The organism is Streptomyces tanashiensis (assembly GCF_014648895.1).
Taxonomy (GTDB): Bacteria; Actinomycetota; Actinomycetes; order Streptomycetales; family Streptomycetaceae; genus Streptomyces; species Streptomyces tanashiensis.
In genome coordinates this window covers 828817-849546 of sequence record NZ_BMRZ01000002.1, presented here as the reverse complement: position 1 = coordinate 849546, position 20730 = coordinate 828817, and the positions used below count along the sequence as shown (strand labels likewise).

General features: G+C 72.1%; 17 protein-coding genes. 5 read left to right on the top strand and 12 right to left on the bottom strand.

Translation table 11 applies throughout. The features are described 5' to 3' along the window. Window positions 1-66: 66 nt before the first annotated feature. Window positions 67-780: a 2-phosphosulfolactate phosphatase gene (locus IE237_RS09335; RefSeq protein ID WP_189801326.1), complete on the top strand. Its 714-nt coding sequence runs from the start codon at window positions 67-69 to the stop codon at window positions 778-780. A gap of 59 nt (window positions 781-839) precedes the next feature. Here IE237_RS09335 and IE237_RS09330 read toward each other — a convergent pair whose 3' ends face one another. Then, window positions 840-1667 carry a DUF2182 domain-containing protein gene (locus IE237_RS09330; RefSeq protein WP_189801325.1) on the bottom strand — a complete coding sequence of 276 codons (828 nt, stop codon included), beginning with the start codon at window positions 1665-1667 and terminating at the stop codon, window positions 840-842. A gap of 272 nt (window positions 1668-1939) precedes the next feature. Here IE237_RS09330 and IE237_RS09325 point away from each other — a divergent pair, with 272 nt between their 5' ends. Further along, window positions 1940-2593, top strand: coding sequence for a DUF1326 domain-containing protein (locus IE237_RS09325; protein ID WP_189801324.1), 654 nt, complete (start codon window positions 1940-1942; stop codon window positions 2591-2593). 21 nt (window positions 2594-2614) lie between these two features. Here the strand turns inward: IE237_RS09325 and bla are convergent, their stop codons facing one another. The 6 genes from bla to IE237_RS09295 all read right to left on the bottom strand — a co-directional run bounded on the left by bla (window position 2615) and on the right by IE237_RS09295 (window position 11771). Beyond that, window positions 2615-3532: a class A beta-lactamase gene (bla, locus tag IE237_RS09320; protein ID WP_189801323.1), complete on the bottom strand. Its 918-nt coding sequence runs from the start codon at window positions 3530-3532 to the stop codon at window positions 2615-2617. A gap of 106 nt (window positions 3533-3638) precedes the next feature. Continuing rightward, window positions 3639-6638 (bottom strand): NHLP bacteriocin export ABC transporter permease/ATPase subunit, encoded by a 3000-nt coding sequence (locus tag IE237_RS09315; RefSeq protein ID WP_189801322.1) that lies wholly within the window; start codon window positions 6636-6638, stop codon window positions 3639-3641. A gap of 1 nt (window position 6639) precedes the next feature. Then, complete coding sequence (locus IE237_RS09310; protein WP_190105786.1) at window positions 6640-8757, bottom strand: NHLP family bacteriocin export ABC transporter peptidase/permease/ATPase subunit; 2118 nt, start codon at window positions 8755-8757, stop codon at window positions 6640-6642. Window positions 8758-8867: 110 nt separating this feature from the next. Continuing rightward, window positions 8868-9674, bottom strand: a complete 807-nt coding sequence (locus IE237_RS09305; protein ID WP_189801321.1) for a biotin/lipoyl-containing protein — start codon at window positions 9672-9674, stop codon at window positions 8868-8870. A gap of 134 nt (window positions 9675-9808) precedes the next feature. Further along, window positions 9809-10060: a hypothetical protein gene (locus tag IE237_RS09300; RefSeq protein WP_189801320.1), complete on the bottom strand. Its 252-nt coding sequence runs from the start codon at window positions 10058-10060 to the stop codon at window positions 9809-9811. Between the two features lie 373 nt (window positions 10061-10433). Next, window positions 10434-11771, bottom strand: a complete 1338-nt coding sequence (locus tag IE237_RS09295) for a D-arabinono-1,4-lactone oxidase (RefSeq protein ID WP_189801319.1) — start codon at window positions 11769-11771, stop codon at window positions 10434-10436. 176 nt (window positions 11772-11947) lie between these two features. Between IE237_RS09295 and IE237_RS09290 the strand changes: the two genes are divergently transcribed. Then, on the top strand, window positions 11948-13198 hold the full coding sequence (locus IE237_RS09290; protein WP_189801318.1) for an amino acid deaminase/aldolase: 1251 nt from the start codon (window positions 11948-11950) through the stop codon (window positions 13196-13198). A 94-nt stretch (window positions 13199-13292) separates the two neighbouring features. Beyond that, complete coding sequence (locus tag IE237_RS09285; RefSeq protein WP_189801317.1) at window positions 13293-13934, top strand: TetR/AcrR family transcriptional regulator; 642 nt, start codon at window positions 13293-13295, stop codon at window positions 13932-13934. Window positions 13935-13991: 57 nt separating this feature from the next. Here IE237_RS09285 and IE237_RS09280 read toward each other — a convergent pair whose 3' ends face one another. Next, the gene (locus tag IE237_RS09280; protein ID WP_189801316.1) at window positions 13992-15257 is read right to left on the bottom strand and encodes an arginine deiminase; all 1266 of its coding nucleotides are present in this window, start codon (window positions 15255-15257) and stop codon (window positions 13992-13994) included. Between the two features lie 61 nt (window positions 15258-15318). Further along, on the bottom strand, window positions 15319-16779 hold the full coding sequence (locus IE237_RS09275) for a basic amino acid/polyamine antiporter (protein WP_189801315.1): 1461 nt from the start codon (window positions 16777-16779) through the stop codon (window positions 15319-15321). A 184-nt stretch (window positions 16780-16963) separates the two neighbouring features. Between IE237_RS09275 and IE237_RS09270 the strand changes: the two genes are divergently transcribed. Beyond that, window positions 16964-17218, top strand: a complete 255-nt coding sequence (locus tag IE237_RS09270) for a DUF6332 family protein (RefSeq protein ID WP_189801314.1) — start codon at window positions 16964-16966, stop codon at window positions 17216-17218. Between the two features lie 115 nt (window positions 17219-17333). Here IE237_RS09270 and IE237_RS09265 read toward each other — a convergent pair whose 3' ends face one another. The 3 genes from IE237_RS09265 to IE237_RS09255 all read right to left on the bottom strand — a co-directional run bounded on the left by IE237_RS09265 (window position 17334) and on the right by IE237_RS09255 (window position 20712). Beyond that, window positions 17334-18200: a D-alanyl-D-alanine carboxypeptidase family protein gene (locus IE237_RS09265; protein WP_189801313.1), complete on the bottom strand. Its 867-nt coding sequence runs from the start codon at window positions 18198-18200 to the stop codon at window positions 17334-17336. Between the two features lie 457 nt (window positions 18201-18657). Then, window positions 18658-19527, bottom strand: coding sequence for a DUF4436 domain-containing protein (locus tag IE237_RS09260; protein WP_189801312.1), 870 nt, complete (start codon window positions 19525-19527; stop codon window positions 18658-18660). A gap of 24 nt (window positions 19528-19551) precedes the next feature. Beyond that, window positions 19552-20712: an agmatine deiminase family protein gene (locus IE237_RS09255; RefSeq protein WP_189801311.1), complete on the bottom strand. Its 1161-nt coding sequence runs from the start codon at window positions 20710-20712 to the stop codon at window positions 19552-19554. Between the last annotated feature and the right edge of the window lie 18 nt (window positions 20713-20730).

The following is a 20730-nucleotide window of genomic DNA, read 5'->3' as shown; positions in this document are numbered from 1 at the left end:
CCTTCGTATCGACGGTGGTCGCAGATTTCGGAACCCTCGGGCGGTCGGGGGCGCCAGAATGGTGCGATGGATCATCGCTTTGTCGGCATACCGGAGTTGACCGACGTCCCCCGTGTCGCGGTCGTCATCGACGTCATGCGCGCTTTCACCGTGGCCGCCTGGGCCTTCTCGCGTGGCGTCGAGAGGATCGTCCTGGCCTCGACGGAGAGCGAGGCGCTCGCCCTGAAGGAGAGCCACTCGGGTTGGCTGGCCCTGAAGGACGGAGCTCCGGCGGCCGGGTTCGACGCGGTGAACTCGCCCGGGCTGCTCAGATCACGCGACTTCGCCGGCCGCACGCTGGTGCAGAAGACGACGGCGGGAACCGTGGGCGCGCTGGCCGTCGCCGACGCGCCTCTGGTCCTTTGCGCGAGCTTCGTGGTGGCCGGTCCGACGGCGCGCTTTCTGCGGACCGAGGACGCCGGGCCGGTGACGTTCGTGGTCACCGGCGAGGGAGGCCGGGCCGAGGAGGATCTGGCCTGCGCCGAGTACATCGCACAGCGCATGACGGGAGGCGATGTCGAAGCGGCCCCGTACCTCCATCGCGCGAGGACCTCCGGCGCCGCGGCGGACCTCGCCGCCGGGCTGCGCAGCGGCTACCACCCGGACGATGTCGAACTCTGCCTGGAGACCGACAGGTTCCCCTTCGCGATGGTGGCGCGCCAGGAGGACTCGCTCACGGTGCTGCGCCCGGTCGAGGTGCCCGAGACCTCTGCCGCTCGCGTCGGTCGCCGGTCTCGATGACTCGGCCGGCCCGGGCCTGCACCTGACAGACGCCCGGGCCCGGCAGGCGGAGCCCGAGGTCAGCGGTGGAGCATCTCCGTCATGGGCGACTGCGACGGGATCAGGCCCGGCAGCAGCCAGGGCTGGAAGAGGCTCAGTACCGCGAGGGCGAGGAAGGCGGCCCCGACGACCTGCGAGAAGACGGGTCCCAGCCGCCAGAGCTTCTCCACGAAGATCACCACGGCCACCGCGGCCATCGCCAGGACGTTCATGACGCCCAGCGGGACGAGCACGACCATCAGCCCCCAGCAGCAGCCCACGCAGTACGCCCCGTGGTGCGCCCCGACCCGCAGATCGCGGGCCCGGGGCCGGAAGCCCGCGTAGCGCACGAGCTGACCCATCGGGCTCCGGCAGTGCCGCAGGCAGAGGTCCTTCCACGACCCGAACTGGTACAGCCCGGCGACCAGGAAGGCCCCCGCGCCGATCCAGCGCCCGGCGCCCGGGTGCTCGTCCACCAGGGCGCCGGTCCCGGCGAGGAGCCCGTAGGCGAGCAGGCCGAAGGCCGTCCAGGCCAGCAGGTACCCGCCGACGAACTGGACGGTACGGGCCACCCGCACGACTCCCGTGGGTGACTGGCGCCCGATGGCCCGCGCCCAGGTGAGGGCCACCGGGGCCACCGACGGGAACATCATGGCGATCATCATGACCAGCCACAGCAGCAGGAACAGCGGGACGCCCATGCCCATGGTTCCCGGCTCGACCCCCATGTCACGGGCCTGGTCGGCCACCAGCACCCAGGCGAGGAGGGCGATCGACGCCATCACGGACCAGGCGAACGCCAGCTGCCGGGCCGACAGGAGATTCGCCGGACGCAGAGGGGGTGAGAGGGCCTTCCGGTCGAGGCGCACACCTCCAGCACATCACGATGGACCCGCGCGTGCGCGCGGGAGCGGCGGGCACGAGGGAGCGTGTACGAGGGAGCGTGCACGAGGGAGCGTGTACGAGGGAACGTGTACGAGGGAACGCGTGTACGCGGCACATACCTTCGCCGGGTGACCCCCGCGGTGGGACAATCGACATGGATACCCGTACCACCCGGGCGTGGGCCGGCGATGGTTCCCGGGGGCTCTGCCGTCCTCCCGAGACCGACGTCCCGGCACGGTCACGAGGAGGCACGGAGATGTCCGAGACGACGGCGACGGTTCCCCGGTGGCACGCGGCGGGCGACTGGTTCGACACCTGCAAGTGCAACGTGCCCTGCCCGTGCTCGTTCGCGCAGCTGCCCACCTACGGCGACTGCGACGGCATCCTGGCCTGGCACATCCGCGAGGGCCGTTACGGTGACGTACGGCTGGACGGCCTGAACGTGCTGATGCTGGGTGCGTTCGTCGGCAACATCTGGGCCGAGCACACGGACACGTACGCCGCCGTCTTCGTCGACGAGCGCGCCGACGAAGCCCAGCGCGAGGCGCTTCAGATGATCTTCGGTGGGCAGGCGGGCAGTTGGCCCGCCCAGATGGTGAGCATGATGGGCGCCGAGATGCGCGGCATGGAGTTCGCGCCCATCGAGATCGAGGTCGCCGACGACCTCGCGAGCTGGCGGGCCGTGGTGCCGGGCCGGGTCGAGGCGAGCGCGGTCGCGCTCACGGGACCCACGACCCCGGAGGGTGCGCGGGTCCAGTCGACCAACCTGCCGGGTGCGGAGACCGGACCGGGCCAGGTCGCGACCTGGGGCCGTTCGACGGCGGACCGCGCCGATGCCCACGGCTTCCTCTGGAGCCGTGAGGGCCGGTCCAGCAAGCACATCACCTTCGACTGGACCGGGCCCGACTGATCAGGTCCTCTCCTTCGCCGCTCAGGCGAGCTCCTGCGCCAGAACGGCGGCCGTCCTTGCCACCAGCGCGTTGTCGGACGTCGCGTCCTCCTCGGGCCGGGTGGTGAGGACCGCCAGGACGACCGGTGTGCCGTCCGGCCGCCAGGCGATGCCCACGTCGTTGGCGCCGCCGAAGCGCGCGGAGCCGGTCTTGTCGGCGAGGCGCCAGTCGGCCGGCAGGCCGCGGCGGAACCGCTCGGCGCTGGTGGTGTTGCGGAGCATCCAGCCGGCGAGCCGCTCCCGGTCGTGGGGCGCCAGCGCGTCGCCGAGCAGCAGGCGGGCGTGGTCGAGGCCGATGGCGTGCGGGGTCGTGGTGTCGGTGACCCGAGTGGGCTCCGCCGAGTTGAGTTCGGGCTCCCACCGGTCGAGCCGGGTGACCCCGTCCCCGAGGGAGCGGCAGAAGCGGGTGATCGCGGTGGGGCCGCCCAGCTCCTCGAGGAGCAGGTTGGCGGCGGCGTTGTCACTGAAGCGGAGGGCGGCGTCGCAGAGTTCGGAGATCGTCATGCCTCCCGAGACGTTCGCGGCCAGCCCCGTGACCGGCGAGTGGCCCGACCTGGCGGCGTACACCGCGGTGTAGTGGACGCGCCGGGCGAGGAACTCCCCGGCGCGGTCGTGGTCGCGCAGGACGGCCGCGACGGCGAGCGTCTTGAACACGGAGGCCATCGGGAAGCGCTCGTGGGCCCGGTGGGCCACGGTCCTGCCCGTGCGCATGTCGCGGGCGAAGACGCCCAGCCGTGCGCCGTGCTCCCGCTCCAGGCGCCTCAGCCGCGCGACGCCGCCGCCCGTCCGCGGCAGGGCCTGCGCGGTGCCGCCGCCCAGGGCGAGCGCGGCCGTGAGTGCCGCGCCTCCGCCCAGGGCGAGCGCGGTACGGCGGGAGGGGTCCGGTCGGTCGGCGTGCATGGAGTTCCCTTTCGTCTGCGCTGCGATCACTGTCGTACGTGTACACGCTCCGAGGGGCCGTCCCCATCAGCCACGCGGGCCCGGCGCGGCGACGGCCGTCCCGGCATCAGCCCAGTTGGCGTCGGACCAGCTCGTGGAAGAGACCGGTCGTGTCGGCGAGGAGCTCGGCGGGGGTGCCTTCCTGGACGACGCGGCCGTCCGCCAGCGTGATCACCCGGTCCGCGTCCATGATCGTGGAGAGGCGGTGGGCGATCACGACACGGGTCGCGTGGAGAGCCCGGGTCGACTCGATCACGGTCCGCTGGGCCTCGTTGTCCAGGGCGCTGGTCGCCTCGTCGAAGAAGAGGACGCGGGGGCGGCGGATGAGCGCCTGGGCGATCATCAGGCGCTGGCGCTGGCCGCCCGAGATGCTGCCTCCGCCGTCGGACAGCATCGTGTGCATGCCCATGGGCATGGCCTTGATGTCCTCCGCCAGGCCCGCCATCGCGGCGGCGGCCCACGCGTCCTCCAGGGGGTACGTCCCCGCGCCGCGGATGCAGTCGAGGACGGAGCCGGAGAACGGCTGGGCGTTCTGGAGGACGACGCCGCACTGACGGCGCACGGCCGCCCGGTCCAGGGCCGCGAGGTCCTGCCCGTCGTACCGCACGGTCCCGGCGACCGGCCGGTCGAAGCCGATGAGCAGCCGCAGGAGCGTGGACTTGCCGCTGCCGCTGGCTCCGACGATCGCGACGAACTCGCCCGGCCGCACCCGCAGACCGACCCCGTCGAGGACCAGCGGGCCGTCCTCGGTGTAGCGGTAGGACAGGTTCTCGGCCTCGATCGCGCCGGTCAGCTCGCCGGGCGGGGCACTGGAACCGCGGACCTCGGGCGTCTCCCTGAGCACCGGCCGTATCTGTTCGAACATGGGCTGTACGGCGGCGGCCGAGAGGAGTGCGCCGGTCAGCTGCGTGACCGAGGACAGCATCATCGTGACGGCGGTGCTGAAGGTGAGGAACTCGCTCGCGGTCAGCGTGCCGCGGGCCGGACCGGCGAGGAGCGCGAACATCACGAGCGTGCACAGCGGCAGACAGACCGCGCCGAGGACCGCGAGGACGTTCTTGATCCGCCCGATGCGCCGGTGCAGCTCGCGGGTGCGGGCGAACTCCCCGGCCCACGCGGCGTACGCGAAGCTCTCGGCCGCCGCGACCCGCAGTTTGGGCAGACCGCGCAGGGTCTGGAAGGCCTGGGTGTCGAGCTTGTTGCCGAGCCGGATCAGCTGGCGCTGGTACCGCAGCTGCCACAGGCCGAGCCCCAGGAAGACCGCGGCCGTGGCGAGCAGCAGCGCGAGCGCGGCGAGGGCCAGGGGCACGCTGTAGACGAGGAGCAGCACCAGGTTGACCGTGCCGACGGTGCCCGCCTGGACGACCACGGGGCCGATGCCGGACAGGACACGCCGGATCGCGCTGATGCCCATCGCCGCACCGGCCAGTTCTCCCGTCGAGCGGCCGGTGAAGAACGTCGTCGGCAGGCGCAGCAGCCGGTCCCATACGGCCGGCTGGAGGGTGGCCTCGATCCGGCCCTCCATCCGGAGGATCGCGGTGTTCTGGAGCAGCATGAAGGCGGCCGAGACGACGCTGGTGGCGATGATCGCGAGGCCGGCCTGGACGATGAGTCCGGTCTCGGCGGCGGGGACGTACGTGCCGAGCACCGTGCCGGTGGCGACCGGCACGAGCGCGCCGAGGCCGACCGCGACGAGCCCGCCGAGGAGCAGGTCGCGGAGCTCCGCCCGGGTGCCCCGCACGCTGAACCGGAGCAGGCGCAGCAGGCCGAGCGGCCGGTCCGGCAGGGGCCGGTAGAACATGACGGCGCGCGGTGCGAACGCCGCTGCGCCGGCCCGGTCGACGCGCTCCCGCCCGCCCGTGGCGGGGTCGTGGGCCACGTACCGGCCTCGCCGCCACAGCAGGGCGACCGGTGACCCGTCCGCCGCGCGCCGGCCCACGAGCGGTCCGCTGTTCTCGCGCCACCAGCGCTCGCCGAGCCGGACGCCCCGGGTGCGGATCCGGGAGGCGAGCGCGATGCGTTCGACGGGGTCGAGGAGCCCGGGCTCCGCGCCCGCGTCGGCCGGTTCCGCGAGCACGATGCGGGCCTCGTGGGCGACGGCCCGGCACACCGCGTAGGCCGCTTCGTCGTGGGTGCGGTCCGCCGCGGGGGTGCGGCCGGAGCGGTCCCGGGAGCGGCGGCCGATGGAGTCGAGCAGGGTGCGGTCGGCCCGTGTGCGTGCGGCGTGCCCGGCTTCGATCCCGGCGGCCGCGCGGTCCTCGTGGTCGCGTTCGAGCTGCTCGATCCAGCCGTCCAGGGCGTGGAGGAGCCGGTACTGCTGGTCGACCATGCCCTGCCAGGTCGCGGAGTCGACGAGGAGGGTGCCGGCCGCGTGGCCCTGGCTCCCCTGGCTCTCGTACGCCGCCCCGTACGCGATGCTGCCGGGGGTGAGGCGCATCCAGAGGACGTCGTCGTCCGCCGCGCCGGGAGCGTCCCCCGGGCTGCCGTCGAGGGCCGCCTGGTAGAGGACGCGCAGCCCGCGCCCGATGCCGAGCGCGAAGGCGTGCTCCAGAGGAGTGAGGACGGGCTCCGCCGGGACGCCGCCGTACGGGCTCCGGTCCTCGTACCACTCGTCCGCGTACCACTGGCCCTCGTACCAGCGGCCGCCGAGTCCGTGTTCCCCGTACGGCCGCCCTCCCGGCCCCTCCTGGCCGTACCCCGCGTGGCCGTACGCCCCACCCGCCGCGTACGGCAGGTCGCGCAGCTCGATCCGGCGCAGCAGACAGCCCTGCGCGGGTCGGCCGATGAGGGTGTGCGCGGGGCCGTCGACCGGACCGAGCAGCAGCGTGCCCGCGTCGAGGCGGCCCAGGAAGTGCCAGGGGCCGCGCCGCGCCGCGTCGACGGCGAAGAGGTCCATGGCGCCGTCGACGACGAGCCAGAGCACGTGCGGCCCTTCGAGGGAGAGGCTGCCCAGGCCGGCGCAGTCGACCGCGGTGCCGAGGGCGCCGAGCGCCGCGACGACCGGGTCGGGGGAACCGCCGCCGTGCCGTACGCCGGTGAGGCCTGCGGGAGAGTGGGGGACGTTCACCTCAGTGCTCCTCGACCAGGCCGGCGTACGCGCCGCGCGCCGCGACGAGGTGTTCGTGCCGGCCGCGTTCCACGACCGTGCCCCGGTCGAGCACGACGATCTCGTCGCTGTCGCGCACGGTGCTGAGCCGGTGGGCGATGACCACGCAGGCGCAGCCGCGCCGCCGCAGGTTGTCCATGACGGTCTGCTCGGTCGCCGCGTCGAGGGCACTGGTCACCTCGTCGAGGATCAGGACGCTGGGGCGGCGCACCAGGGCGCGGGCGATCTCCAGGCGCTGGCGCTGGCCGCCGGAGAAGTTGCGGCCGTCCTGCTCGACGCGGCTGCGGATGCCGCCGGGGCGGCGGGCGACCACGTCGTACACCGCGGCGTCCTGGAGGGCGGCGACGACGGCCTCGTCCGGGACGGAGGGGTCCCAGAGCGCCACGTTGTCGCGGACGGTGCCCTCGAAGAGGAAGACGTCCTGGTCGACGAAGGAGACGGAGGCCGCGAGGGCGCTGCGCGGGATGTCCTCCAGGCGCATGCCGTCGATGCGGATCGCGCCCTCCCAGGGGGTGTAGAGGCCCGACATCAACCGCGAGACCGTGGACTTGCCGCTTCCGGAGCCGCCGACGAGCGCGACCTGCTGCCCGGGGCCGACGGTCAGCGAGAAGTCCTTGAGCAGGGGGGCGTCGAGGGGGCTGTAGCCGAAGGTGACGGCCTCCAGTTCGACGTGGCCGGTGAGGCGACGGGTGGCGGTGCGCGGGGCGCGCCGGGTGTGGACCGGGTCGACGGGGAAGTCCTCGACGTCCCTGAGGCGGGCGACGTCGGCGGCGAAGTCCTGCACGCGGCCCGCCACGCCGTTGAGCCGGGTGATCGGTGCGGTGAAGCCGGTGACCAGTGCCTGGAAGGCGACGAGCAGGCCGACGGTGAGGTGGCCCTCCACGGCCCGCAGACCGCCGATCGTGAGGATCAGCGCGCTGTTGAGCGCGGCGAGGGTCGGCGCGACGATCGCCAGCCAGGCGCTGGGCACGCCGAGCCGCTGCTGCACGTCGAGGGTGGTGGCGTGCTGCCCGGCCCAGCGCCGGAAGAAGCCGTCCTCGCCGCCGGTGGCCTTCATCGTCTCGATGAGCTGGAGCCCGCTGTACGCGGTGTTGGTCAGCCGGGCGCTCTCGGCCCGCAGCTTCTGCGTGCCGGTGGCCCGCAGATGGACGACGACGCGCAGGGCGAGAACGTTGAGGAGGGCGATCAGGACGCCGACGACGGTGAGCTGGGGGTCGTACGTCCAGAGCAGGACCGCGTACAGGACCACGACGACGGCGTCGACGGCCGCCGCGGCCAGGTCACGGGCGAGGGTCTCGGCGACGGCGTCGTTGGACTGGAGACGCTGGACGAGGTCCGCCGGACTGCGCTGGGCGTAGAAGACGAGCGGGAGCCGGAGCAGGTGCCGCAGGAAGCGGGCGCTGCCCAGGGTGGAGGCGATGACGCGGCCGCGCAGCAGATTGGCCTGCTGGAGGGCGGTCAGGACCGCGGTGAGGACGAGGGCCGTCGCCATCGCCGCGAAGACCACACCGAGCAGGGACGTCTGGTTCCCGATGAGGAACATGTCGATGTACGTACGGCTCAGGGCCGGCACCCACGCGCCGACGGCCACCAGGAGGAGGCTGGCGACGACCGCGGCGGCCATGGTCCCCGAGGTCCCGCGCAGCCGGGCCGGCAGGGCGGCGAGGACACCCGGACGGCTTCCGCCCCGGCGGAAGCCGGGGCCCGGCTCGAAGGTGAGGACGATGCCGGTGAAGCTGGTGTCGAACTGGTCCATGGGGACGAAACGGCGGCCGCTGCCGGGGTCGTTGACGTACACGCCGGGGCGGCCGAAGCGGCGGCCCGTGCCCTCGTAGACGACGTAGTGGTTGAACTCCCAGAACAGGACCGCCGGCGCGGCCACCTCGGCGAGCGCGGCCAGGTCCATCTGCATGCCCTTGGCCCGGAGCCCGTAACCGCGGGCCGCCTTGAGGATGTTGCCCGCCCGGGAACCGTCGCGGGACACGCCGCACGCGATCCGGAGCTCCTCCAGCGGGACGAAGCGGCCGTGGTGGCCGAGCACCATGGCGAGGGCGGCGGCGCCGCACTCGACCGCCTCCATCTGGAGCACGGTGGGGGTGCGGACCGTCCGTGGCCGCCGGCCCTTGACCGCGGGTGCACGGCGCCGGGACCCGGCCCGGGTGGCCGCACCGGAGGCGCTCCGTGCCGCCCTCACGGCAGCAGCCAGTCGACGGGGCGCTGCGCGGCGAGGTGGACGGCGCCGGTGACGGGCGTGCCGGAGGCGGGGGCGTGCGGGGGCCCGTCCGAGGAGGACCAGGCGTATCCGGAGGCGGTGGCGGCGGAGCGGTCCAGGGTGACGAGCACGGCGACCGGATCGCCCTGGCGGGAGAACCGCGCGGCGAGTCCGGCATCCCCGAGGAACGAACCGAGCTGCGCCCGCGTCTGCGGGGTGGTGCCGACGGCGCTCACCCGCCCGCGGAGCACACCGAACCGGTCGCGCGGGGCGGACGGGACGCCGAGGTCGACCTGGGCTCCCACGCGGAGGGTGGCGGCGGTGTCACCCGGCAGGTACAGGACGGCCACCAGAGGGGCGTCCGGGTCGGTCACGCGCTCGACGGTCGCCACATCCGCGCCGGTGGTGACGACCGAACCCAGCCTGGCGTGGAGCGTGGTGACGCGACCTCCGGCGACGGCGCGGACGGGCCGGTCGCCCCGGTCCGTGCGGACGGTCAGGAGGGGCGCGCCGGCGGCGACGGGCCGGCCCTCCTCGGCGAGGACCTCGGTGACCTGTCCGGCGACGGGGCTCTGCAGCAGGTAGGTGCCCTCGGCGTGGGTGAGGAGACCGGGGGCGTTCACTCGGGACGTCACCGTGCCGGTGACGGCCCAGAAGCCCGCGGCGGCCATGACGAGGACGGTGACGGCGAGCACGAGGCGGCCCTGGGGGCGGGCGAATCGCACGGGCACGTCGAGTTCTTCGGGCGATTGCAGCTTGGAAAGCGCATTGCGGCGGAACTGCACGGACTATTCCTTCGGCTGCATTCTCGCGCATTTTCCGTGATCGGATTCTGCGCGCTCTTGTCTCGTGCGGTGGTATTCAGGGGGAGTGAACCCCGGAACCGGGGTGGTTCCGGGGTTCACGTCCGACGCTCGGCTCAGATACCGGCGATGCCGGTGACGCCCGCGGTGTTCACCGAGACGCCGGTGATGCCGGAGGCCAGGCCCGGAACGCCGCCGACGAGGCCCTCGACGCCCTGAACCGTCTGGAGGGAGCCGACGGTGCCGAGGATGTTGGTGACGTCGTTGGTCAGGCCGCCGACGAGGCCGCCGGAGATCGTGACGAGACCACCGGAAACGGCGTCGAGGTCGGCGTCCGAGATTTCGGCGGTCTCAAGGTCGTGACGCATGATGCGCACCCTTCGTTCATGGGGGGAATCCGTCTTCTGCGGCCGCAGCGGGCTTGATCCAACCATGCGAACGGCTGACCGGAGAAATGCGGTCGACGCCTCGGTGCAGGAGTTTCTACACCTCGGGAAGCGGCCGTGCATTCAATTTCACCGAATGCCGACACCTTCTCCTCGGAACCGAGTAACAGATTCGGCCGCGCCGCCTCGCGCGGGGAACCTAAGGGGACAGAACGGTGCCGTCCGGGCCGTCCGGGTCCGGGCGGTGTCGGGGAACGGTGAAGGCCGCGCCCCTCCCCTCGCACACGATGTGCAGGTTTCCGTCAGGCGCGCGGAGGCCCGGAGGCGGGCAAGGGCCGCGCGCTCGTCCGGGTGGTCACCTCGCGGTGGACGCCAGGGCCTCGGCCTCGGGCGCGACGCCGAGCACCCGGTCGAGGTAGGGGTTGGCGAAGAGGCCGGTGGGGTCGAGGGTGTCGCGCAGGGCCGTGAACTCGTCGAAGCGCGCGTAGCGCGGGCGCAGGCGCTCGGCGTCGAGCTCGTGCATCTTTCCCCAGTGCGGGCGTCCGCCGTACGTGCCGAGGATGGACTCGCACGCCTCGAAGTACGGGGCGTAGGGCATGCGGTGGTACTGGTGGAAGGCGATGTAGCAGCTGTCGCGGCCGTACGCGGTGGAGAGCCAGACGTCGTCCGGGGCGGCGAAGCGGACCTCCAGCGGGAACGACACCTTCGCGTCGTGCGTGTCGATCCACCGCTTGATCTCCCGCAGCGCCTCGACGGCGTGCTCCCGGGGGATGGCGAACTCGCCCTCGTGGAAGCGCACGTCGCGCGGGGAGGCGAAGATCCGGTACGACAGGTCCGACCACTCGCGGGTGGACATCGCCCGGGCCGCGAAGCGCGTGATCGGCGGGACGAGTCCGGGGAAGCGGGTGCCGAGCCGGTTGAGCCCCTCGAAGCCGACGCCGCTGACGGTCTCGTCGAGGCGGCGCGACACGGCGCCGATGGGCTTCAGCGGCACGTCGGCCGGCATCCGCCGGAAGCGGCGGGTGAGCGTCGTCGTGCTGTGCGGGAACCAGAAGAACTCGAAGTGGTCGTTGGTGTCGGCGAGTTCGTGGATCCGGTCGAGGGTCTCCGCGACCGGCATGGCGGCGTCGTGCGCGTGCAGGGCGAACAGCGGTACGCAGCGCAGGGTCACCGCGGTGATGACGCCGAGCGCGCCGAGCCCGACCCGGGCCGCGGCGAAGAGCTCCGGCCGCACGTCGGGCGAGCAGGTGACCACCGACCCGTCGGCGAGGACGAGTTCGAGCGCGCGCACCTGGGTGGCGATCCCCCCGAAGCGGGTTCCGGAGCCGTGCGTGCCGGTCGAGATGGCGCCTGACACGGTCTGGCGGTCGATGTCGCCGAGGATCTCCATGGCCAGGCCGTGCTCGGCGAGCAGGGGGTTCAGCCGCCACAGCGGCATGCCGGCGTCGACCGTCACGAGGCCCGTCTCGCGGTCCACCGACCGCAGGCCCGCCATGCGGTCCAGGCGGAGCTGGACGCCCGTGGCGACCGCGACCGGGCTGAAGGAGTGACCCGCGCCGATCGCCTTCACCCGATGCCCGTCCCCGGCCGCGGTCTTCACGGCCTCGGCCACCTCGGCGGTGTCCGCCGGATGCAGAACGCGCACGGGATGCGCCTGCTCATTGCCCGCCCAGTTGCGCCACGCGCTGGTCATGACCGGAGTCCTCTCGGATGGATCGACAGCGGCCGCGGCCCCAGTCCGGGCGCGGTTCCCGGCAGAGTGCTCTTGGTCATCTGTCCAAGTCAAGAGTCGGGGACGCTTGACTTGGACAGGTGACCAAGAGACCGTTGCGTGGTCGCCGAGCAGGTCGGAAGAGAGGCCACAAGGTCATGGCACACCAGCCGTCCGTCACGCGTACGACACCCGCTCCGCACCCTCCCGGGAACCCGCCGTCACCGGCCGGGCCGCCGGCCCTCCAGAAGGCGACGGCCGGCCTCCAGCCGCCGTTCGCCGTCGTCGACCTCGGCGCACTGCGCGCCAACGCCGCGCAGATGACCCGGCGCGCCGGCGGCAAGCCGATCCGCCTCGCCAGCAAGTCGCTGCGCTGCCGCGCCCTCATCGGCGACACCCTCCGGCTCCCCGGGTTCACAGGAATCCTCGCCTTCACCCTGCCCGAAGCCCTCTGGCTCGCCGAGGAGCACGACGACGTCCTCGTCGGATACCCCACCGCCGACACCCACGCACTCGGCCGGCTGGGAGCGGACGAGCGGCTCGCCGCCCGCGTCACCCTCATGATCGACTCGCCCGAGCACCTCGACCTCGTGACCGCCGCCGTCGGCCCGACCGGCCCCCCGGTCCGTGTCTGCCTCGACCTCGACGCCTCCCTGCGCCTGGCCGGCGGCCGCCTCCACCTCGGCATGCGCCGCTCGCCCCTGCACTCACCGCGCCAGGCCCGCGACCTGGCCCTGGCCGTCACCGCCCGCCGACGCCTCCGGCTCGTCGGCGTCATGTCGTACGAGGGGCAGATCGCCGGCATCGCCGACGACCGGCCCGGCTCGCGGGCCGGCCGCACCGCCGTCCGGCTCATGCAGAAGCTCTCCACCCGCGAACTGCGCGAGCGGCGGGCCGCCGCCGTCCGGGCCGTACGGTCCGTGGCCCCCCTGGAATTCGTCAACGGCGGAGGCACCGGCAGCCTGGAGAACACCTCGGCCGAACCGGCCGTGACCGAACTCGGCGCGGGCTCGGGCCTCTACGCCCCGACCCTCTTCGACCACTACCGCGGCTTCAGCCCCCGGCCCGCAGCCCACTTCGTCCTCTCCGTCGTGCGCCGCCCCGGTCCGCGCCACGCCACCGTCCTCGGTGGCGGCTGGATCGCCTCCGGAGCCCCCGGCGCCGACCGCCTGCCCGTGCCCGTGTGGCCGACCGGCCTGCGACTCCTCCCGCAGGAGGGCGCGGGCGAGGTCCAGACCCCCCTCACCGGCGACGGAGCGAGCGGCCTGCGGGCGGGCGACCGCGTCTGGTTCCGCCACGCCAAGGCGGGCGAACTGTGCGAGAGGGTCAACGAGCTCCACCTCGTCGACGGCGACCGGATCGTCGACGTCGTCCCGACCTACCGGGGCGAGGGCCGGGCCTTCCTGTGACCGCCCGCCCGGGAGACCTCCCTGCTCACCGGCCGGAGCCGCCGCTGGGATACGTTGATCCGGTCCACCGCCCCACCCCGTCGATGGAGACGCCATGACCCGCCGCTCAGCCGACGAGCGCCGCGAGCAGCTGGTCGAGGCGGCGATCCGCGTCATGATCCGCGACGGCGTCGCCAGGACCACGACACGCGCCGTCGTCAGCGAGGCGGGACTTCCCCTCGGAGCCTTCCACTACTGCTTCCGCTCCAAGGAGGAGCTCCTGCACAGCGTGATCGAACGCATCACCCTGAGGAGTCTCGCCCCCGCCACCGCTCCGCCGGCGGGGGAGGTCTCCACGCGCGAGCTCATCTTCCGGACCCTGCACGCCTACTGGGACCAGGTCCGCGAGCGGCCCGCCGAGCACATGGTCACCTACGAGCTCACCCAGTACGCCCTGCGCCAGCCCGGCCTGGCGGACGTGGCCCGCCGCCAGTACCAGCACTACCTCAAGGTCTACAGCGACCACCTCGAAGCCATCGCCCGCCTCGCGGGCTTCCGCTGGACCGTGCCGCTCCCGGCCCTGGCGCGGTACGGCCTGAGCGTCATGGACGGACTCACCCTGAACTGGCTGATCGACCGTGACGACGTCCAGGCCCAGGCGGCCCTGGACGAGTACGCCGAACACCTCAGCACCGTGGCAGCGCCCGCACCACCCGAGCCGCACGACGCTCACGACGGCGCCGCGACCCGGTCCTGAAGGCCTCCCGCCGGGACGCTCGCCGGGCGTCCCGGAGCGGGCGCGGACCTCGGGCGCTCAGAAGTCGACGGCGTCGCGGATCAGCGGGCAGGTCATGCAGTGGCCGCCACCGCGACCGCGGCCGAGTTCGGCGCCGACGATGGTGACGACCTCCACCCCCGCCTTGCGCAGGAGGGTGTTGGTCTGGGTGTTCCGGTCGTACGTGAAGACGACACCGGGCTCGACCGCGACGGCGTTGTTCCCGCTGTCCCACTGCTGGCGCTCGGAGGCGTAGACGTCTCCGCCGGTCTCGATCACCCGGAGCCCGGGGAGACCGAGGCCCTTGGCGACGACGTCGACGAACGGCGTGGAGCCCTCGTCGGTGATCTCGATGCCCGGAGCTCCGTCGGTGGGCCGCAGCGAGAAGGTGTGGACGGCATCCATGATCGTCGGGTAGAGCGTGACGATGTCGCGGTCGGCGAAGGTGAACACGGTGTCGAGGTGCATGGCGGAGCGCAGCTTCGGCATGCCCGCCACGATCACGTGCTCCGCGGCGCCGTTCCTGAACAGGGCCTGGGCCACCTGGGTGATGGCCTGGCGCGAGGTGCGCTCGCTCATGCCCATGAGGACGACCCCGTTGCCGACCGGCATGATGTCGCCTCCCTCGAAGGTGGCCTGGCCCCAGTCCTGCTCGGGGTCGCCCCACCACACGGTCGACGCCATGAAATCGGGGTGGAAGGCGTAGACGGCCTTCATCAGCAGGGTCTCGCCGTGACGGGCGGGCCAGTACAGCGGGTTGAGGGTGACGCCGCCGTAGAGCCAGCAGGTGGTGTCACGGGTGTAGAGCGTGTTCGGCAGCGGCGGCATGAGGTACTCCCTCGCCCCGACGCCTTCCCTGGCCAGGGACACGTACCCGGAGCGGAAGTCCTCGGGCAGGTCGGCCGTCGACAGCCCGCCGATGAGGAACTCGGCCAGTTCGCGCGGGGCCAGGGATTCGAGGAACGCGCGCGTGTCGTCGACGAGCCCGAGGCCGACCTCGTTGGGCACGATCTTCCGGTCCAGGAGCCAGGTCTTCGCCGCGGGGATCGCCATGGTCTCGGCGAGCAGCTGATGCAGCTCGACGACCTCGACACCGCGCTGGGTGAGCTTGTTGACGAAGTCCGCGTGGTCGCGCTGGGCGTTCTCCACCCACATGACGTCGTCGAAGAGCAGGTCGTCGGAGTTGGTCGGGGTCAGCCGCCGGTGCGCGAGGCCGGGTGCGCAGACCAGGACCTTGCGCAGCCGGCCGACCTCGGAGTGGACGCCGAGCGCAGACGGGGCGGAGCCGGTCTCGGTGCTTGTCATGGTCAGCCTTTCCGGGGAAGCGTCGGGTGCGAGGCGCGGGGCAGGAGGTGTGAGGTACGGGTCAGAGCTCGATCCAGCCGGCGGCGAGGGCGACGAGACCGATGGCGGCACCGACGACGGAGACCGCGCAGAGGACGGCCTCGGCCGGGGAGAACAGGCGCCGGTTCTGCTCCCGCCTGGCCTTGACGAACAGGAAGGTGGCGGGGGCGTAGAGGATGAAGGAGACGAGGACGAACTTGAGTCCGGCGGCGTAGAGGAGGAACGCCGTGTAGAGGGTGGCGATGACGGCGACGACCAGCTCCCGCCGGGTGCCGCGCCCGACCGACCGCTCCTCCCGCGGGCGCAGCGCGAGCTTCACGGCGAAGGCGGCGGCCAGGAGGAAGGGGATGAGGCTCAGGGCACTCGTCAGGTCGAGGGCGAAGTTGAACGCGTCGTCGGAGAAGGCCGTGACGACCAGGACGATCTGGCTGAGGGACGTCGTCATCAGCAGCGCGGGGGCCGGGACGTCGTCGCCGATGGAGCGCCCGAGGAAGCGGGGCATGTCCTTGTCCTTGGCCGCGACGAACAGCACCTCGGCGGCCATCAGTGTCCAGGCGAGGTAGGCGCCGAGGACGGAGATGATGAGGCCGACGCTGACGAAGGCGTTGCCCCAGGTGCCGACGGCGGCCTCCAGGACGCCTGCCATGGAGGGCTGCCGGAGCTCGGCGATCTCGCTCATCGGCAGGATGCCGTACGACACGATGGTCACCGAGGCGAAGATCGCGAAGACGCTGAGGAAGCCGAGGACGGTGGCCCGTCCGACGTCCTCCCGGCGCTTGGCGTGCCGCGAGTAGACGCTCGCGCCCTCGACCCCGAGGAAGACGAAGACGGTGGCGAGCATCGTGCCGCGGACCTGGTTGAACAGCGAGCCCGCGTAGTCGGCGCCGCCCCAGTTGTCGGCGAAGACGGACGGGTCGAGGTAGAAGAGCGCCAGGATGATGAAGACGAGGATGGGGACGATCTTGGCGACGGTCACGATCCGGTTGATCGCGGTCGCCTCCTTCACCCCGCGGCGGATGAGGAAGAAGAAGCACCAGAGTCCGACGGAGGACAGGATGATGGCGAGGGCGGTGTCGCCGTCGCCGAGTGCCGGGGCGATGGCACCGATCGTCGACATGATCAGGACCCAGTAGGTCACGTTGCCGACGCAGGCGCTGGCCCAGTAGCCGAAGGCGGAGAAGAAGCCGAGGTACTCGCCGAAACCGGCCTTGGCGTACGCGTAGACGCCGGCGTCCAGGTCGGGGCGCCGGACCGCGAGGGTCTGGAAGACGAAGGCGAGCATCAGCATGCCGAGGCCCGCGACCGCCCAGGCGATGAGCGCACCCGCGACGCCGGTCTCCTGGGCGAACCGCCGCGGCAGGGAGAACACGCCGGCTCCCACCATGGAGCCCACGACCATGGCGGTGAGGGTCAGAAGCGTCAACTTGGCGGTGGGCGGGGACCCGCCGGAGGAGGCCTCGGTGCTGGTGTCCGCAGGGGTCATGGGCGTACCTCGTCGACGGGATCGTGCCGTTCCGGCGGTGACGGCCGGTCGGCCGGGGACCGGAAGGGAATCTAACCCCCGACGTGACGATTTGTCACAATTTGCCCACCTATTCACTCAGGAGAGTCGCCCCGATGGCGCGTTCGAGAACCCGACCGTCCGAGCGCCGTGTGACACTCGGGGCATGGACATGGGGCGAGAGTCGCGCTGGGAGAAGGACGCGATGACGGTGGAGATCATGTTCGCCCTGGTGACGGCCGCGTTCCTGGGAGCGCTCGTGTTCGGCGCGTTCCTGGTGCCGGCGCTCGTCGTCGGTGAGTCCGGGCCCGTCGGCAAGGGTCTGCTCGTGGCGGGTGGCGTACTGGCCGGCTTCGCCGCGGTGTGGCGTGTCGTGCGGGTGCTGCGCCGGTTCGACGCGGCGCGCCGACAGGGGCGTTGACCGGATCCGACGGAGTGGTGAGGGGGAGTCGCTGCCTCCTCGACCAAGAAGCCCCCGGCTGCCCCCGTGGAACGGGAGGCAGCCGGGGGCCGACCGGCGCGGGTGTGCGCCGGTGTTACCTCGCGAAGCCGTAGTCCAGCAGCTTCTTGACGTCAGCCGCCCTGTTCGCCTCGGACGGCGAGGCGAGCACCGTGCCGATGACCGTCTTGCTGCCACGGGTGGCCGCGAAGACGAGGCAGTACTTGGCCTGCGGACCCGAACCGGTCTTCACGCCGATCGCGCCGCTGTACGTGCTCAGGAGCTTGTTCGTGTTGGTCCACGACATGTACCGGTAGCCACCGGTCTTCGTGGTGACCTTCTGCTTCGTCGACTTCGTCTTGACGATGCTGCGGAACGTGGAGTCCTTCATCGCACTGCTCGCGATCTTCGTCAGGTCGCGCGGAGTCGAGTAGTTCTGCCCACTGCTTATGCCGTCGAACGAGTCGAAGTGGGTGTTGCGCAGACCGAGCTTCCTCGCCTCGTCGTTCATCTTCCCGATGAACGACTTGACGCGCGCAGCCCGCGTGGTGCCGGTACCGAACTTGTCGGCCAGCGCGTAGGCGGCGTCACAGCCCGACGGCAGCATCAGGCCGTAGAGGAGCTGGCGGACGGTCACCTTGTCGCCGACGATGAGCCGGGCCGAGGAGGCGTTCTTGGAAACGATGTAGTCGCTGTAGGCCTTCTGGATCGTGACCTTGGAGTCGAGGTTGAGGCCCCGCTGGGACAGCACCACCTTCGCGGTCATGATCTTGGTGGTGGAACCGGTCGACCGGCGGGTGTCCGCGGCCTTCCCGAACAGCGTCGTGCCCGTCCCGTTGTTCATGACGAAGCCGCCCGGGGCGGTGATCGACGGGACGGCAGGTGCGGCCTGCGCCTGGCCGGCGAAGAGACCGCCGGCCAGTACGGCCGAGGCCGTGAGCGAGACGGTCACGGCGCTGCGCAAGCCGAGTGTCGGAGTCAGCAAAGTTTTCTGCCCTTGGTAGTGATCGATGTCTTCCGGGTCCGCAGGGGCCCGACGTGGGTCGCGCGCGGGCCGGCGCGGGTGGTGCCGGGTCCCGCGACGGCGCCGGACACGGACCCGGCGCATGGAAGACGCACGAGAGGGCCCTATGGATGCACGGTGAGGACCATGATCTTTCTTGCGTTGCGGCGGCGCCCCGGACGGCCGCGGACGCCACCGGCGCGTCGTGGTCGGGGGCCACGATCGCGCTGGTCGTGAGGGAGCCGTACGGCGTCGTGCCGTCGCGATGATCAACGCGACAACGACGGGCAGGTGACGGCTCGTTCGGGTGACGTTTCCGCGCGCGGACAGCCGGACGTCCCTCCGACCCCGGCCGCCTCGCTCGGTCCACGCGAGCCGCGTCTGCGCGTCTTCTCGCGCGCCGGGGCGGACGTGGCGGCTACTCGGGAGCCGGCGCTCGGCGCTCGGCCCTGAATCCCGTGACGACCACGGTGACGAGGCAGAAGGCGATGACGGTCTCGGCCCAGAGGAAGGCGAGGTAGTCCATGAGGCTGCCGATCGGTGGCGTGCCCGGGGCGGTGTTGCGGAAGGCCGCCAGGGCGAAGAGCGTGGCGGCCATCCAGCCGAGGGCCGGCCAGGTCAGTCCCTTCCGCCGGGTGACGAGGAACCACGCTCCGGTGAGCACGGCGGCGGCCAGGGCCCACATGGCGGTCATCATGAAGACGGCGAACACGAGCACGCTGTGGGAACGTGCCAGGCCGACGTCGAAGACCGCGGTCCCGTTGTCCTCCGAGCCGTCCACCTCCGCCGTGAAGAGGGCGTCGTTGTTGGACAGCGTCATCCGGACGGGGACCTTCTCTCCTCCTTGGGCGGCGCTGAACTCGATGGCCGCGTCATAGGCGTCGAAGGGATAGTCGGTGATCGCGCCGCCCGTCAGGGAGACGGGCAGGTCCATGGTCGCGATGCGACTGTGCGCCTTGAAGGACAGGTCGCCCCGGGTGGAGGTGGAGGTCTGGAGCGTGAGGTCCTCGGTGGGGGAGACCCCGCCGGCCTCGGCCAGTTCCCCTCGGGGGGTGACCAGGACGCGCAGGACCAGCTCCCGGCCGGCGGCGTCGACACGCTGGATCGAGGCCTCGACGTCCACGCGGTCGGGAGCCGGACCGCCCGCGGTGTACACGGTGTCGAGGGCCTGGCGCTCGCCGAACTGGAGCCACGTGCCGAGGGCGATGGCTGCCAGGACCGAGACGCAGGCCAGCGCGGCGGGGAGGATTCCGGCCCTGCTCGGTCGGTGGCGTCGGGGGTGGGACACGGAGGCTCCTTGGTTCGCGATGCTTCAGTCGACCGGCTTGCCGGGCTGGTCGTGGGTGGCGCAGTGGATGCCGCCGCCTCCGGTGGCGATGGTGTCGATCTTCACCGGGACGATGTCCCGCTTGGGGAAGTGCTCCTGCAGGATTCCCCGGGCCCGGTCGTCGGCCTTCCGGTCGCCGAAGCGGGGCATGTACACCGCGTCGTTGCCGATGTAGAAGTTCGCGTACGTGGAGAGGAAGTCGTCGCTGTAGCCCGTGATCCGGTCGGGGTCGGGCTGCGGCAGGTCGATGACCTCGAAGCTGCGGCCCTGCGCGTCGGTCGCCTCGCTCAGTACGGACATGGCCTGGTCGGAGGAGCGTGACCAGGAGTCGGCGGGCATTCCGGGGAAGGCCCGGTCCAGGAGGATCACTCCGGGTGCGGTGAACCGTACGAGGCTGTCGACGTGGGCGTCGGTGATGTCCTCACCGCGCACGCCCTTCAGCCAGATCACCTTCTTCATGCCCAGCAGTTCCTTGAGCTCGGCCTCGATCCGGTCGCGGCTCTTCCCGCGGTTCCGGTTGTCGTTGACGATCGAGCTCTCGGTGATCAGGAGAGTGCCCTCGCCGTCGGTCTCGAAGGAGCCGCCCTCGGCGACGAGCGGTGCCTGGACGCGGGGCGTCCCGTACTTCGACAGCAGGTTCCGGCCGACGCGGCCGTCGTTGGTGTGGACCTGCTTGTTGCCCCAGCCGTTGAAGTTGAAGTCGACCCCCGTGACCTTTCCGCCCTCCTCGACGAACACGGGGACGGTGTCACGGGCCCACAGGTCGTCGACGGCGAGGGGGACGACCTCGACACCGGAGCCGCAGGCCCGCTGCGCCGCGGCCCGCTGGTCGGGCCGGGCCATCATCACGACGTACTCGTACTCGGCTATGGCCCGGGCGACACGCGCGATGTCCTGCCGGACGTAGGGGAGGTCCTCCTCCCAGACGGACTCCAGCGCGGGCCACGACATGAAGGTACGGGCGTGGCTCTCCCACTCGGCACCCAGGCGCCGGGCACGGTCGGTTCCGCCGGTCGGGCCGCTGGCGGCCGCGGCACCCGAGGGTCCGGGGTCGGCGGGGCCGCAGGCCGAGGCGCCGAAGGCGAGTGCGCCGATCCCGGCGAGCACGCGCAGAGCCGAGCGGCGGGAGGGGCGGAGGTCGGACATCGGGGTCTCCGATCGTGA

Coding starts and splice junctions, on each gene's coding strand:
- IE237_RS09300 (WP_189801320.1), bottom strand. CDS start 10,060: ATGCGTCACGACCTTGAGACCGCCGAAATCTCGGACGCCGACCTCGAC.
- IE237_RS09275 (WP_189801315.1), bottom strand. CDS start 16,779: ATGACCCCTGCGGACACCAGCACCGAGGCCTCCTCCGGCGGGTCCCCG.
- IE237_RS09310 (WP_190105786.1), bottom strand. CDS start 8,757: ATGGAGGCGGTCGAGTGCGGCGCCGCCGCCCTCGCCATGGTGCTCGGC.
- IE237_RS09325 (WP_189801324.1), top strand. CDS start 1,940: ATGTCCGAGACGACGGCGACGGTTCCCCGGTGGCACGCGGCGGGCGAC.
- IE237_RS09335 (WP_189801326.1), top strand. CDS start 67: ATGGATCATCGCTTTGTCGGCATACCGGAGTTGACCGACGTCCCCCGT.
- IE237_RS09270 (WP_189801314.1), top strand. CDS start 16,964: ATGGACATGGGGCGAGAGTCGCGCTGGGAGAAGGACGCGATGACGGTG.
- IE237_RS09295 (WP_189801319.1), bottom strand. CDS start 11,771: ATGACCAGCGCGTGGCGCAACTGGGCGGGCAATGAGCAGGCGCATCCC.
- IE237_RS09285 (WP_189801317.1), top strand. CDS start 13,293: ATGACCCGCCGCTCAGCCGACGAGCGCCGCGAGCAGCTGGTCGAGGCG.
- IE237_RS09255 (WP_189801311.1), bottom strand. CDS start 20,712: ATGTCCGACCTCCGCCCCTCCCGCCGCTCGGCTCTGCGCGTGCTCGCC.
- bla (WP_189801323.1), bottom strand. CDS start 3,532: ATGCACGCCGACCGACCGGACCCCTCCCGCCGTACCGCGCTCGCCCTG.
- IE237_RS09280 (WP_189801316.1), bottom strand. CDS start 15,257: ATGACAAGCACCGAGACCGGCTCCGCCCCGTCTGCGCTCGGCGTCCAC.
- IE237_RS09290 (WP_189801318.1), top strand. CDS start 11,948: ATGGCACACCAGCCGTCCGTCACGCGTACGACACCCGCTCCGCACCCT.